Source organism: Azospirillum sp. UFLA03-27, from assembly GCF_059803775.1.
On sequence record NZ_JAUQTX010000156.1, the window covers coordinates 1 to 16260 of the forward strand.

General features: G+C 69.9%; 12 protein-coding genes. 4 read left to right on the top strand and 8 right to left on the bottom strand.

Annotated features, from left to right (window positions below):
- The 5 genes from Q4I23_RS21165 to Q4I23_RS21185 form a co-directional block, all read right to left on the bottom strand.
- Positions 1-541 (bottom strand): DUF6162 family protein (locus Q4I23_RS21165; RefSeq protein WP_498527508.1); only part of this gene is annotated, 541 nt, incomplete at its 3' end.
- Positions 542-563: 22 nt separating this feature from the next.
- On the bottom strand, positions 564-881 hold the full coding sequence (locus Q4I23_RS21170; protein ID WP_200486290.1) for a hypothetical protein: 318 nt from the start codon (positions 879-881) through the stop codon (positions 564-566).
- Positions 878-1351 carry a PA2404 family protein gene (locus Q4I23_RS21175; RefSeq protein WP_498527509.1) on the bottom strand — a complete coding sequence of 158 codons (474 nt, stop codon included), beginning with the start codon at positions 1349-1351 and terminating at the stop codon, positions 878-880. Before Q4I23_RS21175 ends, Q4I23_RS21170 begins: the two co-directional genes overlap by 4 nt.
- Positions 1344-2492, bottom strand: a complete 1149-nt coding sequence (locus tag Q4I23_RS21180; protein WP_454019644.1) for a PepSY-associated TM helix domain-containing protein — start codon at positions 2490-2492, stop codon at positions 1344-1346. The genes Q4I23_RS21175 and Q4I23_RS21180 overlap by 8 nt, the downstream gene beginning before the upstream one ends.
- Before the next feature lie 121 nt (positions 2493-2613).
- Positions 2614-3348 (bottom strand): GntR family transcriptional regulator, encoded by a 735-nt coding sequence (locus Q4I23_RS21185; RefSeq protein WP_454019645.1) that lies wholly within the window; start codon positions 3346-3348, stop codon positions 2614-2616.
- Positions 3349-3544: 196 nt separating this feature from the next.
- Here Q4I23_RS21185 and Q4I23_RS21190 point away from each other — a divergent pair, with 196 nt between their 5' ends.
- The gene (locus tag Q4I23_RS21190; protein ID WP_498527510.1) at positions 3545-5899 is read left to right on the top strand and encodes a hypothetical protein; all 2355 of its coding nucleotides are present in this window, start codon (positions 3545-3547) and stop codon (positions 5897-5899) included.
- A 134-nt stretch (positions 5900-6033) separates the two neighbouring features.
- Entirely contained in the window at positions 6034-7041 is a 1008-nt protein-coding gene (locus Q4I23_RS21195) for a LacI family DNA-binding transcriptional regulator (protein WP_454019647.1), read from the top strand.
- A 22-nt stretch (positions 7042-7063) separates the two neighbouring features.
- On the opposite strand, the gene Q4I23_RS21200 is transcribed toward Q4I23_RS21195, so the two are convergent.
- The 3 genes from Q4I23_RS21200 to Q4I23_RS21210 form a co-directional block, all read right to left on the bottom strand.
- On the bottom strand, positions 7064-11368 hold the full coding sequence (locus tag Q4I23_RS21200) for a response regulator (RefSeq protein ID WP_498527511.1): 4305 nt from the start codon (positions 11366-11368) through the stop codon (positions 7064-7066).
- A gap of 176 nt (positions 11369-11544) precedes the next feature.
- Entirely contained in the window at positions 11545-12405 is an 861-nt protein-coding gene (locus Q4I23_RS21205; RefSeq protein WP_498527512.1) for a DMT family transporter, read from the bottom strand.
- Between the two features lie 297 nt (positions 12406-12702).
- Positions 12703-13593, bottom strand: a complete 891-nt coding sequence (locus Q4I23_RS21210) for a LysR family transcriptional regulator (RefSeq protein WP_498527513.1) — start codon at positions 13591-13593, stop codon at positions 12703-12705.
- A gap of 146 nt (positions 13594-13739) precedes the next feature.
- On the opposite strand from Q4I23_RS21210, the gene Q4I23_RS21215 reads away from it, so the two are divergent.
- Together Q4I23_RS21215 and dctA are read left to right on the top strand one after the other, a co-directional pair.
- Positions 13740-14873, top strand: coding sequence for a 4-oxalomesaconate tautomerase (locus Q4I23_RS21215; RefSeq protein ID WP_498527514.1), 1134 nt, complete (start codon positions 13740-13742; stop codon positions 14871-14873).
- A gap of 67 nt (positions 14874-14940) precedes the next feature.
- Positions 14941-16260, top strand: a 1320-nt coding sequence (gene dctA / locus Q4I23_RS21220) for a C4-dicarboxylate transporter DctA (protein WP_498527515.1), incomplete at its 3' end; no start/stop codon positions are given.

The window sequence follows — 16260 nt, forward strand, 5'->3', positions numbered from 1 at the left end:
CCCCGGCGGTGAAGGTGGAGACGATCCGCTTCCAGCCGGCGGCGGTCAGGGCCGCGTCCTCCGGCGGAGCGGGCGGGGCTTCGGCGGCGCGCTTCAGCCAGATCTCGGCGCCATGGCCGTCCAGCCGCAGGACCAGGGACCCGGCCAGTTCCGGCGCGGCGGAGACGCCGGCATAGGCGATGCCATTGCTGGTCCCGGCGAGCATCCAGGCGTGCCCGCCGCGCGCCACGGCGCTGGTGTCGGCGGCGAAGGGCGGCAGGGCCTCGGCAGCCAGTTCCTCCGGCGTCGGCGCCCGGCCCTCCGCCTCGCGCAAGGCGGCAATCTCCTCGCCCGCCGCCTTCAGGTCGGCGTAGAGGCCCTGCTCGGCGGCGGTCAGGCCGGTGCGGGAATCGATGAGGTGGGCGGCCAGCGGGGCTTCCGCGTCCGGAGCGGCGCGCAGCCCGACCGCCAGGGTGGCGGACGCGAGAATGGCGCCGGCGGCCAGCAGGACCCACAGGGTCTCGCGCTCGGCTCCGGCGCGGCGGACGATCTGATGATGCATGGTTCCGGCTTCGCTGAGAGCGCTACTTGATCGCCGTGTGCTCGATCTCGACCGTGTGGCCGGGCCCGGCGTCGAACAGGACGTAGAAGTCCTGCGCGGGGCGCTGGAAGGAGAGCGTGGAATCCGGCCCCAGCTTGCCCTTGACCAGCACCTGCTCGTCGTAGGCGATGACGTCCAGCACCACGCCGGGCGCCTTCGAGCCATCGGAGAAGCCGCCAGTGCACTGCACCGTGTCGCCCTCCGCCATCCGGCATTCGCAGATGGGGTAATGGGCCTCCGCCGCACCGGCGGCGCACAGGGCGAACAGCCCCGCCAGGGCGAACAGGCGGTGGGTCTTCATCGCTTTCCTCCGAAAATCTCGCCCAGCGGCAGGGATGCCTGATGCACCCCGCCGCTCCAATCCTCCATGGTCACCCACAGCTCCTCCGTGCCGGCCGGTTCGTCCGGAACGGTCACGTCGGCCTCCCGCTCATAGGGGTTGCCGAAGGCGAGCGCGCCCGCGGTGCGCAGGCTGCGCGGCTTGCCGACGCGCAGGAAGACGCCGCGCACATGGTCGATGTCGGCGGGACGGATGTGGATGCGGTACTCCTTCATCCGCTCGCCCGTCGGCATGCGGGCGGGCGCCTCGTCGTAGGTCGCCAGCGTGACCGGAAAGGGCCCGACGGCGATGTCCCGGCGGATCTCGGGCGGCACGAAGATCGGTTTCGGGCTGAAATAGTCGGGGAGGAAGGGCAGCGGCACCAGCATCATCAGCGCGCTGAGATGGAACTTGCCGCGCCGCCAATAACTACGCATTGAGTCATTACGCATTGGACGAGCCCTCCGCCAACCGGGACCCGCGCCGGACGTCGCGCACCGCCTCGACCGTGGCGCGGGCGGTCCGCTTCATCCAGATCAGCATGCCGCTGAAGACCAGCGTGGTCATCAGCAGGCCGAAGGCGAACCACACCAGCTTGACCGGCAGGCCGCCGAAATCGCCGGTATGCAGGGCGCGCATGATGGTGCGGGTCAGTTCGATGCCGGACGCCGCTTCCATCCCGCCTTCGATGAGGATCACCTCGGCGGTGAAGGGATTCACCCGGACATAGTCGGGCAGCAGCGGCACCTGCCCGCTGGACCCCGCCACCGTCGCCGGGTCGTAGGCGGTGCCGGGCAGCCACAGGTAGCGCAGCCGCATGTCCGGCAGGGCCGCCTTGGCGCTGGCCATGATGGCGTCGACGTCCGGCCTCGGCGCGGTTGCGCTCACCGGGATCTGGTCGCGGGCCAGCAGCACCGGCGCCTTCCCGCCGCCCAGCCCCATCCCGAGATGGAACAGCATCATGTAGATCAGGAACCACAGGCTGGTGACCGCGATGACCGCGATGAACCAGATCGACCATGTGCCGGCGACGCGGTGCAGGTCGCCCCACATCACGCGCGGCGCCTGCCGCCAGCGGATGCGCGGCTGGTAGAAGGATTTCCAGAACCGCTTGTAGACCACCAGCCCGGTGACCAGCGACCCGACGAGCGGAATGGCCAGCAAGGTCACGAGGTACCAGCCCACCGGGAAGGTCATGAGCCAGCCGTGCAGCGCACGGAAGAAGCTCTGGAACGAGTTGCCGGTGGACACCCCCTGCACCGCCCCGCTGACCGGATTCACCCAGGCGGTCGTGGAGGTTCCGTCGGGCATCGCCATGCGGGCGCCGATCGCCATGTGCGAGCCGCCCCAACTCAGCGAACTCACCCGCCCGCCCGGCGCCGCGGCCTCGGCGGCGGCGATCAGCGCGCTGGCCGGCAGCGGCTCCCCGGCACCCGACGCCCGCATGGCCGGGTTGACCAGCCACATGATCTCGGTGCTGACCACGGCGATGGTCCCGGTCAGGCTGACAAAGAACAGGAATGCCCAGAGGGGCATCGCCAACCAGGAGTGCCACAGGAACCACAGCCGCGTGCGCGACTTGCCAACGCTCATCTCGTCCTCTCCGAAGGAACCACCGGTCCTTCTGCTCAGACGAACGGGCACACCCCCCGCCTCACCCCGAAATGCGAAGAATTCTCATTATCGTTTTCAGGCCGGTGATGCAGCGGCCGCCTCACCCGTCCCAGCGGTGGGACAGCACGAAGCTGTAGCGCTCCGGACGCACATGGAAGACGGCGTGGTCGGCGCAGGCGCCGTCCGCGAAGAAGGATCGCCGGATCATCACCAGCACCGGCATCCCCGCCGTCCCGCCAAGCGGTTCGGCGACCGCCGCGCCCGCGGCCTCGGCCTTGACCTCGACATCGGCGCCGACCACCGGCTGTCCGGTGACCTCCCTCAGGATGGCGTAGACCGGCTTCTCTCCCGCCGCCGCCCAATCGACGCCGGCCAGTTCCGCCGACAGCAGGCTGCGCCCCAGCGCCACCGGCTCCCCGTCCACCAGATGCAGGCGGCGCACCTCCAGGCAGTTGGGGCCGAACTGGCCCATCAGGTCCGGCGGCGTGGCGGTCATCCCGGCCGACAGGTGGCGCATGCTGGCGTTCAGCCCCTGGAGCCGCAGGGATTCGTGGAAGCTGCGCAGCCGGTCCAGCGGGTGACGGACGCGCTTGCCCGCCGTGAAGGTGCCCTTGCCCTTGCGCCGCTCGATCAACCCTTCCGCCTCCAGCCGGTCGAGCGCCAAGCGGACCGTCACCCGGCTGACCGCGAAGCGGATGCCGATCTCGCTTTCGCTCGGCAGGCGACCCGACGGCTCGAACCGGCCCGCGGCGATCTCCTCGCGCAGGCGGTCGGCGATCTGCCGGTAGAGGGCCGTCGCGTTCTCCCGCACCAAACTGTCCCGCTTCGGGGCCACCGTCCCCTCCCCGCCCGTGGTGATCGTGTCCGCGCCTTGATGCCACCGGAGTCCGGCCGGCTCAAGCGCGCCGATCCTCCCCGAGCACGCCGTCATCCGGTGGCGCACCATACATGTCTTATATTGTATCATCAAACTTGTTATGCAATGTATTAGCCGTTGCGGCGCGCCGCCCCCTTGCCCGAGGTCCCGTCCCATGAGCGATCCCGTCCCCACCGGCCACATCGCCCCCGCCGGCCTTTACGAGCGGAACAAGGCCCGTCCCTTCCTCGGCGCCACCGCCTGCTCCCACCGGACGTTGGTGGCCGGCGAATGGACCGAGGTGACGCTGACTTACGAGGTCGGCGGGTCGGGTCTCGCCGACGGGGCGGGGATCAAGCTGGCGATGAAGTTCTATTCGGACTGGGCGCTGTTCCAGACCAGCGACCCCACGGCGGCCAACTTCGTCTCCGCCGAGTACGAGGCCGGACCACTGGTGCCGGGGCAGAGCCCGGCGACCGTGCAGGCGCTGAAGGTGCGCTTCGACCAGAAGGGGCACGAGCGGCCCTACCAGAAGGCCATCGTCATCGACGTGATCGACGGCTACCTGAACCCCGGCGACCGCATCGTGATCCGGCTGGGCGACCGGCGCCAGGGCGGGCCGGGCACGCGGGTGCAGACCTTCGTCGAGCAGGGTTTCCGCTTCCGCGTCTTCATCGACCCGCTGGGCAGCCAGAAATACGCGGAGGTGCCGGGCGACTGCGTGATCGACATCGTGCCGGGCGTTCCCGCCGCCCTGCGGCTGGTCGCGCCGCGTCTGATCGCCCCCGGTCCGGCGTCGCTGCTTCTGCGCGCCGACGACGCCTGGGGCAACTGCTGCCTCGACACCACGCTGGACGCCACCTTGACCGTTACCGGGCCGGAGGGTGAAAGCGCACGGACGGTCGCGCTGGCCCCCGATCCCCAGGCGAACGGCTGGCTGGTCCGGCGCGAGGCGCTCGACCTCGGCGCCGGGGAATGGCGGATCGCCGCGACGGCGCCGGGCCTCGCCCCCGCCGAAGCCTTTATCACCGCCGAAGTCGGGGCACCGCGCGCCGTCTATGCCGACCTGCACGTCCATTCCAACGACACGGTGGGCACCAACGACACCGCCTACAACCTGTCCTACGGGCGCGACGTCGCCGGTCTGGACGTGCTGGGCTACACCGCCAACGACTTCAACGTGACGGAGCGCGCCTGGACCGAGGCGGTGGGCCTGATCGACCACTACAACGAGCCGGACCGCTTCGTCTGCTACCCCGGCACGGAGTGGTGCGGCAACTCCGCGGCGGGCGGCGACCACAACGTGATCTTCCTGCGCGACGGTCCGCCGCGCTTCCCAGCGGACGGGCGGGGCCAGCCGGTGCGCTCCTTCGAATGGAACGAGTCGACCCGCGGCGCGCTGCGCCCCGGCGCTTGGCCGCTCGACGACCTCTACGCCGCCTACCGGGACGATCCGGAGGGCCATCTGCTGATCCCCCATGTCGGCGGTCGGCGCTGCAACCTCGATTGGCACCACCCGGAGCTGGAGCGGCTGATCGAGATCGGGTCCGCCTGGGGCCAGTTCCACTGGGTCTATGCCGAGGCTCTGGCCCGCGGCTACCGGCTCGGCGCCTCGGCGAGCAGCGACGAGCATCAGGGGCGCTGCGGCGGCGGGGCGCCGGCGACCGCGGTGTTCGGGGCGCGCGGCGGGCTGACCGGCGTCTTCGCCGACCGGCTGGACCGCGCGTCGGTGGGCCGGGCGCTGCGGGCGCGGCGGACCTTCGCGACCACCGGGGAGCGCAGCTTCGCCAGCCTGCGTCTGGGCGACCGCTGGATGGGCGAGGTGGTGCAGGCCGGCGCGGAGGACGCGCTGGACTACCGCCTGCTCGGCGACCGGGGGTGGGAGAGTCTGCGCCTGTTCAACGGCGACCGGGTGGTCTGGGAGCGCGACCTGCACCGCGAACTGGGCCTGTCGGAGACGAAGATCCGCCTGCGGCTGGGCGGCGCCCGCATCAAGGACCGCTACCGCGGCGCCTATTGGGACGGCGGGATCACCGTCACCGGCGCCGCCGTGCAGCGGGTCGAGCCCTTCGGCTTCGACCATCCGGAACAGGGCTGCTGGCGCCGCGACGCGACGACCGTCGCCATCCGCACCGTCACCCACGGCGACAGCGACGGGGTGGAACTGGCGCTGTCGCGGCTTGCCGGTGCGCGCATCCAGGTGCGGCTCGCCATCGGCACCTACGTGAAGGTCGGCAACCCGCTGACTCCGCCGCCCAACCCGCACGCCCCGGAAGCGGTGCTGGACATCGACGGCGACGCGCTGCTGGCCGGCGCGGACGCCGGACGGGTCACCCGCGTGCTGCCCGGCACCGAGTTGGAGGTGACAGTGGAACGGGTCACCGAGGCGCCCTTGCCCCGCGACCTCGCCGGGCGCATCCCGCTCGCCGACCTCGCCCTCGCCCCGGGCCGCGAGCACCCGCTGTTCCTGACCGCGCGCCAGCGCGACCAGTCGCGGATCTGGACCTCAGCCCTGTTCCTGACGCCGTGAGCGCAGGCCACCGCCCCCTTCATCGTGCCCTCCGCGAAGTCCGCAGTGGCGGGACGGAGGACGTCCGGGTATAGGGTCGCCCTGACGATGCTCCGCCGCGTGTCGGACGGCGGCGCAAAGCCAGGGGAAGACCGGTGACCAGGGAGCGCAGGCGGGCGACGGCGGTGGAGGTGGCCAAGCTGGCCGGGGTGTCGCAGTCGGCGGTCTCGCGCTGCTTCACCGACGGGGCCAGCGTCTCGCCGCAGATGCGCGCCCGCGTCCTGGAAGCGGCGGAGCGTCTGGCCTACCGCCCGAACGCCATCGCGCGCAGCCTGACGACCCAGCGCACCAACCTCGTCGGCGTCGTGATGGGCGATCTGGACGGGCCGTTCCAGCCCTATCTGTTCGAAGCGCTGACGCGCGGGCTGGCGACGCTTGGCAAGCAGCCGCTGCTGCTGCGCGGCGACCCGGCGGACGGGCTGGGCGGCGCCTCGATGGCGGCGCTGGACTATCAGGTCGACGCCGTCATCGTCACGGCGGGAAGCGTGTCGCCCGCCACCGTCCGGGCGGTGATGGAGCTGGGTGCGCCGCTGCTCCTCTACGGACGCGCCGTGGAGCAGGACGGGGTGGACAGCATCTGCTGCGACAACCGGCTGGGCGCCGCGCTGGTCGCCGAGGCGCTGGTCGCCTCCGGGCACCGCCGGATCGCCTATCTGGCGGGCCGCCCCACCGCCTTTTCCGAGCAGGAGCGCAACGCCGCTTTCCGCGCGGCCCTAGACGGGCTGGGCGTGCCGCTGGCCGGGCTGGGGCAGGGAGATTACGGGTACGACAGCGGATACCGCGAAGCGCTGCGGCTGCTCGGTGGCGACCCGAGGCCGGACGCCATCTTCTGCGGCAACGACGTCATGGCCTTCGGCGCGCTGGACGCGGCGCGCACCGCGCTCGGCCTGCGGGTGCCTGAGGAGGTATCGATCATCGGCTTCGACGACGTGCCGATGGCCGCCTGGCCGAGCTTCGCCCTGACGACCGTCCACAACCCGGTGGACGGCATCGTGACGACGCTGATGGGCATGCTGGAACGCCGCCTCACCGAGCCGGAGGCCGGGCCGGTCCTGCACCGCCCGGCCCCCCGGCTGGTGCTCCGGGGCTCGGCCCGGCTGTAGTCGCCGGCGACGGACTGGGCGCTCAGCGGGGCGGCCTCACCGCCTTGTCCAGTGCCTCGGCCAGGGCCGCGTCATCGTAGGGCTTCGGCAGGTGGACGCCGCCGGCGGGCGCCCGGTCGGCCCCCGATGCGAACACGACCGGCAGGGCCGGGTGACGTTTGCGCAACGCGGCGGCCAACTGCTCCCCCGACATCCCCGGCAGGCTGATGTCGGTCAGCAGCGCGTCGACGGGCTGGGTCTCGGCAATCGACAATGCTTCCTCGGCGTTGCCCGCTTCGACGACCGAATGGCCGAGGCCGGTCAGCATCTCCACCGTGACGAGGCGAATCAGCGCATCGTCCTCCACCACAAGCACGCGCAGGCCCTGACAGCCGTCCGCCGTCGCCGGCGTGGGTTCAGCGGACGGCTTCGCGGTCGCTTCCCTTTTTCCGGCCTGCCCCATGGATTGCTGCTGCTGGTTGCGCAGGACATGCCGGACCTTACGGGACAGCGCCTCGCGGGTGTAGGGCTTGCTCAACAGTTCGACGCCGAGATCGAGGCGCCCGCCATGCACGATCGCGTTCTCGGTGTAGCCCGAGGTGAACAGGACCGCGATCCCCGGCAGACGCTCCTTCGCGCGGCGCGCCAGGTCCGGGCTGCGCAGCGGGCCCGGCATGACGACGTCGGTGAACAGCAGGTCGATCGGCACGCCGCTTTCCACGATGGCCAGCGCGCTCTGCGCATCCCGCGCCTTGAGCACGCGATAGCCGAGGTCGGCCATCATCTCGACCACGGTCGCCCGAACGTCGTCGTCGTCCTCGACCACCAGCACGGTTTCCGATCCGCCCGCCTCCGGCCCGTTGTCGATCACCGTCACGACGTCTTCCGCCTGATGCGCGCGCGGCAGATAGACGCGGACCGTGGTCCCCTGGCCGGGTTCGCTGTAGATCTTGACGTGCCCGCCCGACTGCTTGACGAAGCCGTAGACCATGCTGAGTCCGAGGCCGGTGCCCTGCCCTTCCGGCTTGGTCGTGAAGAACGGCTCGAAGACGTGATCCAGCACGTCCGGCGGAATGCCGCAGCCGGTGTCGGTCACCGCCAGCATGACGTATTGGCCCGGCTCCACCTCGGCGTGCCGGGCGGCGTAGGGATCGTCGAGGAAGGCGTTGCCGGCCTCGATGGTCAACCGGCCGTGCCCGTTCATGGCATCGCGGGCGTTGATCGCCAGATTGAGCAGCGCGTTCTCGACCTGGCTCTCGTCGGCGAAGGTGTTCCACAGCCCGCCCGTGATCATGGTCTCGATCTCGACGCCCTCGCCGAGCACGCGGCGCAGCATCTCGTCGAGCCCGCGGACGAGCCGGCCCAGATTGACCACGCGGGGGGCGAGAGGCTGGCGGCGGCCAAAGGCGAGGAGCTGGGAAACCAGCTTCGACCCCCGGCTGACGCCGCTCAGCGCGTTCTGCAGCCGCTGCTCGGCCCGGTCGTTCCCCGCGACGTCCTTTGTCAGAAGCTGAAGGTTGCCGGAAATCACCTGGAGAAGGTTGTTGAAGTCGTGCGCCACTCCACCGGTCAGCTTGCCGACCGCGTCCATCTTCTGGGCTTGGCGAAGCTGCGCCTCGGCCCGCTCCCGCTCGGCGATCGCCGAGGCGATGCGCTGCTCCAGCAGGTCGTTGAGCCGCCGTTGGGCGTCCTCGACCTCCTTGCGCTCGGAAATATCGATCACCGAACCGATGTAGCCGAGGAATCCACCCTCCGCGCCGAAGCGCGGGGCGGCGGCGTCGATCGCCCAACGGTAGACCCCGTCGGTCCGCCGCAGCCGGTATTCCAGCCGGAACGCCTCCTGCTTCGCGTTGGCCGCCAGAAACACGTCCGCCGCCGCCTGCCGGTCGTCGGGATGGATGGCGTCCAGCCAGCCGTAGCCCAACCCCGTTTCGGGAATCTGGCCGGTGAACTCGTACCAGGATTTGTTGAGATAGCTGCAGGAGGCGTCGAGTTCGGTGACCCAGACCATCACCGGGGCGTGGTCGGCGAGATTGCGGAAGCGCGCCTCGCTCTCGCGCAGCGCGTTGTCCGCCTCGCGGCGCAGGCGCACCATGGCCAGGGCGGTGTCGACGCGTGCGATCAGCTCGCGCGCCGAGAACGGCTTGACCAGATAATCGTCGGCGCCGGCCGACAGCCCCTCGACGCTCGCCTCCTCGCCGGCGCGGGCCGACAGCAGGATGACCGGCAGGTCGCGCAGGTCGGCATCCTCGCGGATCGCGCGCAGCAGGCCGAAGCCGTCCAGCACGGGCATCATGATGTCGGTCAGAACGAGGTCCGGACGGTTCGCGCGGATCGCCACCAGGGCCGCCTGACCGTCGGGCACAGCCTCGACCACGTAGCGGCCATGGAGAAGGCGGCTCACATAGTCGCGCATGTCGGCGTTGTCGTCGGCCAGCAGGAGGCGTGGACACTCGCCCGTCGCCAGCGCCATCACCGTCTCCGCGGCGCCGATCAACGCGACCGGCGCTCCGCCATCGGCGGCGACCGAGCCGGGCAGCCAACGCAGCGCCTCCTCCACGTAGGTCTGGGTGCGCAGGCCGGCCGCGGCGCCGGTCGGCTCCGACAGGACGCGCTCCTGCGGCAGATGGGCGGTGCCGAACGGCACGGTGATGATGAAGACCGAACCGTGGTCCATCTCGCTCTCGACCCGGATCGTGCCACCGTGCAGTTTGACGAGTTCCTGGACCAGGGCGAGGCCGATGCCGGTGCCTTCGTGGCTGCGCCCCCGCGCGCCCTCGACCCGATGAAAGCGCTCGAACAGGCGCGGCAGTTCGGAATCGAGGATGCCCGTACCGGAGTCGCTCACCCGGAGCTCGGCGCCCTCGCCGACCGGCCTCAGCGACACCGCGATCGCGCCCTGGAAGGTGAACTTGAAGGCGTTCGACAGCAGGTTGAGGACGACCGTCTCCCACATGCCGCGGTCGACATGAACCGGACCGGGAAGCGGCGGGCAGTCGACGACGAGGCTCAGCCCGGCCCGCTCGCAGGCCGAGCGGAAACCGCTCGCCAGTTCCGCCGTGTAGGACGCGAGGTCGGTCGGCTCGTAGCGCGCCTGGGTCCGCCCGGCCTCGATGCGTGAGAAGTCCAGGAGCGCGTTGACGAGCTTGAGCAGGCGCTGCCCGTTGCGATGGACCACCTTCAGGTCCTCGCGATGGTCCGGCATCCGCTCCGGCTCGGCCTGCAGCACCTCCTCCAGCGGCCCCAGCATCAGGGTCAGCGGCGTGCGGAACTCGTGGCTGATGTTCGAGAAGAACACCGTCTTGGCGCGGTCGATCTCTGCCAGCATCTCGGCCCGCCGCCGCTCGGCCTCGTAGGTCTGGACGTTGGTGATGGCCGCGGCGATCTGCCCCGCCACCAGTCCCAGGAAGCGCCGGTAACCGTCGTCGAACAGGCGGAACGGATTCAGGCCGACGACGAGAAGGCCGGCCCGGCCCGCCTCGCCGCTGGCCGGGATCGGGATCGCCGCGGCCTGGGCCGGCGGGCGGCGCCAGACGCCCGGCGGCAGGTCGGCACCGAACTTCGCCGCCAGATCGCCGACCAGCACCGGGTCATGGAGCGTCGGGGTGAAGGGCCACACCGACGTGCCGTCCACCGCCAGCGTTTCCGGAGCCGCAGGATGGCCGCGCCCGATGCCGCAGGACCCGGCGAGGGCGGCGCTGTCCCCATCGGGCTCGGCCACATAGAGCAGCGCGAAGGGCATGTCCCGCGGGTTGGTGGCGAGCGCCTGGGCGCTGCGCTCGCACACCTCCGGCAGGGTCCGGGCGTCGGCAGTGCCGGCGGCCAGATCGCGCAGCAGGGTGAGCTGCCGTTCGCCGATGATCCGTTGCGTGTCGTCGGAGTTGGCGCAGATGATGCCGCCGGGGCTGCCGTCGTCGTCGGGAACCGGGCTGTAGGAGAAGGTGTAGTAGGTCTCCTCCGGATAGCCGTTGCGCTCCATGACAAGGAGCTGCCCCTCGACGTAGGTCCCCTCGTCCCCCGTCATGGCGGTTGCCAGCATCGGGCCGATGTCGCCCCAGATCTCCCGCCACACGACAGAGGTCGGCCGCCCAAGCGCCCAGGGGTGCTTGCCGCCGATGATTGATTTGTAAGCATCGTTGTAGAGATAGATCAGGTCCTGGCCCCAGCCGATCCAGATCGGCTGGCGGGAGGTCAGCATGATCCGCACCGCCGTCTTCAGGCTGCGCGGCCAGTCCTCAGGCGGACCGAGCACCGTCGATGCCCAGTCGAACGCGCGCATCTGGGCGCCCATCTCGCCGCCGCTGGCGAGGAAATCGGGGGCGGTGGAGACGTCGGTCTCGTTGGACATGCGCAGGCGTCCCGTCCTTTGTTCCAAACCCCCCTTACAACAGGGGCGCGGCCATTGCCGCACAGCGGGACGCCACTTTAAGCTGATCCATGGGGCGGCGGCGAGAAACGATTTGTTAGCCCAATAGCCATAGGCCGAGACTTAAAACCCGAAAGAAGTGGCGGCGGGATCGCTTTTCACGCGAAGCGCTTCGCTCCGCCGACGCACAGCACGATCAGCCCGGTCACGGCGATCATGCTCCAGGCCACCGGCTCGTTCAGCAGAAGACCCGCCAGCGACAGCCCGAAGAAGGGTTGAAGCAGCTGCAACTGCCCGACCCCGGCGATGCCGCCGAGCGCGAGCCCGCGGTACCAGAAGACGAAGCCGATCAGCATGCTGAAGACGGAAACATAGGCGAGGCCGATCCAGGCCGGGGTTTCGATGCCCGTCCAGGCGTCCGGCATGGTCGCGAGCGCCAGCCCGGCCATCACCGGCATCGTCAGGACGAGCGCCCAGGAAATCACCTGCCAGCCGCCGAGACGGCGCGACAGCACCGCGCCCTCGGCGTAGCCCAGCCCACAGAGCAGGATGGCCGCCACCATCAGGCCGGCCCCGGTCAGCGACGCGCCGCCGCCCTGCGCCAGGGCGAAGCCGACGACTGCGAGGCTGCCCAGACCCGAGAACAGCCAGAAGACCGGCTTCGGCCGCTCCCGACCGCGCAGAACACCGAACAGTGCCGTGGACAGCGGCAGGAGACCGATGAAGACCATGGAGTGCGCGGAGGTGATGTGCCGAAGCGCCAGCGCGGTGAGCAGCGGAAAACCGACGACCACGCCGAGCGCCACCACCGTGAGCGGCGCGAGGTCGCGGCGCAGCGGGCGGGCCTGCCGCAGCACGGCCAGCAGAACAGCCGCCAGCACAGCGGCGATCAGCGCCCGTGCCGAGGTCAGGAACAGAGGCGTGAAGCTGCCCACCGCGACGCGCGTCGCCGGCAGCGATCCGCTGAAGATGAGCACGCCCAGCAACCCGCTGCCCCAGCCCGCCGTCACCCACCGCATCCCGTCATCCTTTCCAATCCCGTGCCCGTTGTGACGCGAGCCTAGCCCGACGGAGGCAGGCGGAGACAGCGACGGTCCCACACAATCCCACCGAACTGTACTGATACCGGGAGCATTACAGACGCCGGAGGGACATGACGGAAAGCGGGATGGGCACGCGGCCCCGATCAAACCGACGACGTCGGATTCCAGGCGTGGCCATGTTCACGAGAGCTTGGACATCGGCGTCCGACTCATGGCGCCTCCGATGACCTTCAACGGATGCAACCTTCATTGGATGCCCAACAGCCGAAGGCATCAGGCCTTCCAGGAGCCGAGCAGCACCTCCAGAAAGCGCGCCGCCATCGGCGACAGAATGGCGCCGTGACGCCGAACGACACCGATGGTTCGGGAAATCTTCGGATGGCTCAGCGGGATGGTCCGGATGATGGGATGGCCCGAGGCCGGGGTGGAGAGCTTGGGCAGCACCGCGACACCGAGCCCGGCCTCCACCAGCCCGAGCGAACTGGCGAGGTGCGTGATCTCGTAGGACCAGTTGAGCTTCAGGCCGTGCTGCGCCAGGGCGTTGTCGATCAGCGCCCGGTTGCCGCTGGTGCGTCCCACGGTGATGACCCGGTGCGCCGCCAACTCGTCCCAGCCGACCTCCCGCTGGGAGGCCAGCGGATGATCGTGCCGGCAGGCGACGACGAACGGGTCCTCGGCCAGCGGTGTGAACTCGATGTCCGGGTGTGACGTGCCGATGAAGTTGATGCCGAAATCGGCCTCGCCGCGGGCCACCGCCTCCAGCCCCTCGTTGGCGCCGAGGTCCAGGATGCGGATGCGGATGCGCGGGAACGCGACGCTGAAGCGGCTGATCGCGTTCGGCAGGAAGTAGAACACCGCCGTCGGGACGGAGGCGATGGTGATCTGCCCGCCGCTCCGCGCCCCCAGGTCGCTGATGCCCAGCAGCGATGACTCGAACTCGTCCAGGAAGCGCCGGACCTTGGGCATGAAGTCGCGTCCGACCATGGTCAGGGCGACATGGCGGGTCGAGCGCTCGAACAGGGCGACGCCCAGCGTGTCCTCCAGCTTCTGGATGCGGCGGCTGAGCGCCGGCTGCGAGAGGTTCAGCAGCTCGGCGGCGCGGTTGAAGCTGCCCAGTTCGGCCACCGCCACGAAGGCTTTCAGATCGACCAGTTCGAAATTCATGCTCCCCTCCCCGCGGCGGTGCCCATTGATGCGTGAAACGCAACAATATCCCGAATCATTGCATTTAACAAATACGGTTCCGGCGCTGAATATCGGTCCACCAGCTTTCTTCGCCGCGACGGCGAGACCAAGAGACAGCAAGCGCCATGAACCACCTGACGAGCCGCCAGATCGGCATTCCCTGTGTGATGATGCGCGGCGGAACCTCCCGCGGGCCCTTCTTCCTGGCATCCGACCTTCCAGCATCCCCGGCGGAGCGCGACGCCCTTCTGCTCTCCGTCATGGGGGCGGGGAACGACCTGGGGATCGACGGAATCGGCGGCGGCAATCCCTTGACCAGCAAGGTCGCTATCGTCGGTCCCGCCACCCTGGCCGGCGCGGACGTGGATTATCTGTTCGCCCAGGTGCGGGTGCAGGAAGGGATCGTCGACACCTCGCCCAACTGCGGCAACATGCTCGCCGCGGTCGCCCCCTTCGCCATCGAGGCCGGGCTGGTCCCGGCGACGGACGGCGTGACGGTGGTGCGCATCCACAACGTCAACACCGGCAAGCTGATCGAGGCGCGCGTCCAGACCCCGGACGGCCGGGTGACCTACGAGGGTGAGGCCGTCATCGACGGCGTGCCCGGCACCGCGGCGCCCATCCATCTCGCCTTCCTCGACGCGGCGGGCGCCAACACCGGCCGGCTGCTGCCCACCGGGGCGCCGGTCGACCGCATCGGCGGGATCGACGGGATCGACGGGATCGACGGGATCGAGGTGTCCTGCATCGACGCCGCCATCCCGGTGATGCTGGTCCGCGCCGCCGATCTCGGCAAGACGGGGCACGAGCCGATGGACAGCTACCGGCTCGACCGGGGCTTCATGGCCCGGCTGGAGGCGCTGCGCGTCGAGGCCGGCCGCCGCATGGGCTTCCCCAACGCCGCCGGCATGGTGATCCCCAAGCCCGTCCTGCTGGCGCCGCCGACCCGCGGCGGCACGCTGGCCGTCCGCTATTTCATGCCGCACGACTGCCACCGGGCGATGGCCATCACCGGGGCCGTCGCCACCGCGACCGCCTGCACCATCCCGGGAACCGTGGCCTCCGCGCTGGCCGGACGGATGGCCCTGCCCGGCGACGTCACCTTCGAGCATCCGGCCGGCCGGCTGACCATCCGCCTCGATCCGGGCGCCGGTCAATCCGCCCCCACCGCCAGCATCCTGCGCACGTCACGACGCCTGTTCGAGGGAACCGTGTTCGCACGGCCATCGGACCCGCCGCGGGCCGCCATGGCCGCCTGACCCAACAGCACACAGAGGAGGAAACGCCATGCGCCTACAAACGGGAGAACAAACCCCGGCGCCGACCATGCCCAAAGCCATCTATAAGGCCCTCTATTTCCAGGTCGTTGTCGGCCTGACCCTTGGCATCCTGGCCGGTCATTTCTGGCCGGACCTCGGCGCCTCGCTGAAGCCGCTCGGCGACGGGTTCGTCAAGCTGGTCAAGATGATGATCGCGCCCGTCGTCTTCTGCACCATCGTCAGCGGCATCACCAGCCTCAACGACACCCGCGAGATCGGCAAGACGCTGGTCAAGTCGATGGCGCTGTTCTACGCGCTGACGGTGGCGGCGCTGCTCATCGGGCTGGCCGCGGTGATGATCATCGAGCCCGGCGTCGGCATGCACGTGTCGGCGGCGTCGCTCGACCCCACGGTGGCGGCGCGCTACGCCAAGCAGGCGGCTCCGGTCGGCTTCACCGATTTCGTGCTGCACATCATCCCGCATTCCTTCTTCGGCGCCTTCGCCGAGGGCGAGGTGCTGCCGGTGCTGCTCATCTCCGTCCTGGTCGGCTTCGGGCTGACGCGGGTCGGCAAGGCCGGCGAGCCGGTGGTCCAGGGCATCGAATCCTTCTCCCATGTGCTGTTCGCCGCCTTCGGCTTCATCATGAAGCTGGCCCCGATCGGCGCCTTCGGCGCGATGGCCTTCACCGTCGGCAAGTACGGCATCGACAGCATCGGTTCGCTCGGCCTGCTGATCCTCACCTTCTACGTCGCCTGCGGCGTCTTCCTGGTGGTCGTCATTGGCACGCTGGCGCGGCTGCACGGCTTCAGCCTGTGGAAGGTGCTGCGCTACTTCCGCGAAGAACTGCTGATCGTCCTCGGCACCTCGTCCTCCGAGCCGGTCCTGCCGCGCGTGCTGCAGAAGCTGGAAGCGCTGGGCTGCAAGAAGGGCGTGTCCGGCCTCGTGCTGCCCATGGGCTACTCGTTCAACCTCGACGGCACGGCGATCTACCTGACCCTGGCTTCGCTGTTCATCGCCCAGGCCTGCGACATCCACCTGTCGGGCGGCCAGATCTTCGCCATGCTCGGCGTCATGCTGCTGACCTCGAAGGGGGCTGCGGGCGTCACCGGCAGCGGCTTCGTCGCCCTGGTCGCCACGCTGACGGTGATGCCGGACCTTCCCGTGGCGGGCGTCGCTCTGCTCGTCGGCATCGACCGCTTCATGTCCGAGGCCCGCGCCCTGACCAGCATCATCAGCAACTGTGTCGCCAGCATCGTCGTCTCGATCTGGGAGAACGCCTGCGACCGCGAGGTCCTGCAGCGGGAGCTGAACCAGAGCTACGCCAGCACCGAGCGGTGCCTGGAGGCTGTCTCTTATACACATCTGACGCTGCCGACGATTATACGC

What these genes read in the sequence shown, in the direction of transcription:
- Q4I23_RS21210 (WP_498527513.1), bottom strand. Translation starts at nt 13,593, where the DNA reads ATGAATTTCGAACTGGTCGATCTGAAAGCCTTCGTGGCGGTGGCCGAA.
- Q4I23_RS21180 (WP_454019644.1), bottom strand. Translation starts at nt 2,492, where the DNA reads ATGAGCGTTGGCAAGTCGCGCACGCGGCTGTGGTTCCTGTGGCACTCC.
- Q4I23_RS21175 (WP_498527509.1), bottom strand. Translation starts at nt 1,351, where the DNA reads ATGCGTAATGACTCAATGCGTAGTTATTGGCGGCGCGGCAAGTTCCAT.
- Q4I23_RS21170 (WP_200486290.1), bottom strand. Translation starts at nt 881, where the DNA reads ATGAAGACCCACCGCCTGTTCGCCCTGGCGGGGCTGTTCGCCCTGTGC.
- Q4I23_RS21190 (WP_498527510.1), top strand. Translation starts at nt 3,545, where the DNA reads ATGAGCGATCCCGTCCCCACCGGCCACATCGCCCCCGCCGGCCTTTAC.
- Q4I23_RS21215 (WP_498527514.1), top strand. Translation starts at nt 13,740, where the DNA reads ATGAACCACCTGACGAGCCGCCAGATCGGCATTCCCTGTGTGATGATG.
- Q4I23_RS21200 (WP_498527511.1), bottom strand. Translation starts at nt 11,368, where the DNA reads ATGTCCAACGAGACCGACGTCTCCACCGCCCCCGATTTCCTCGCCAGC.
- Q4I23_RS21205 (WP_498527512.1), bottom strand. Translation starts at nt 12,405, where the DNA reads ATGCGGTGGGTGACGGCGGGCTGGGGCAGCGGGTTGCTGGGCGTGCTC.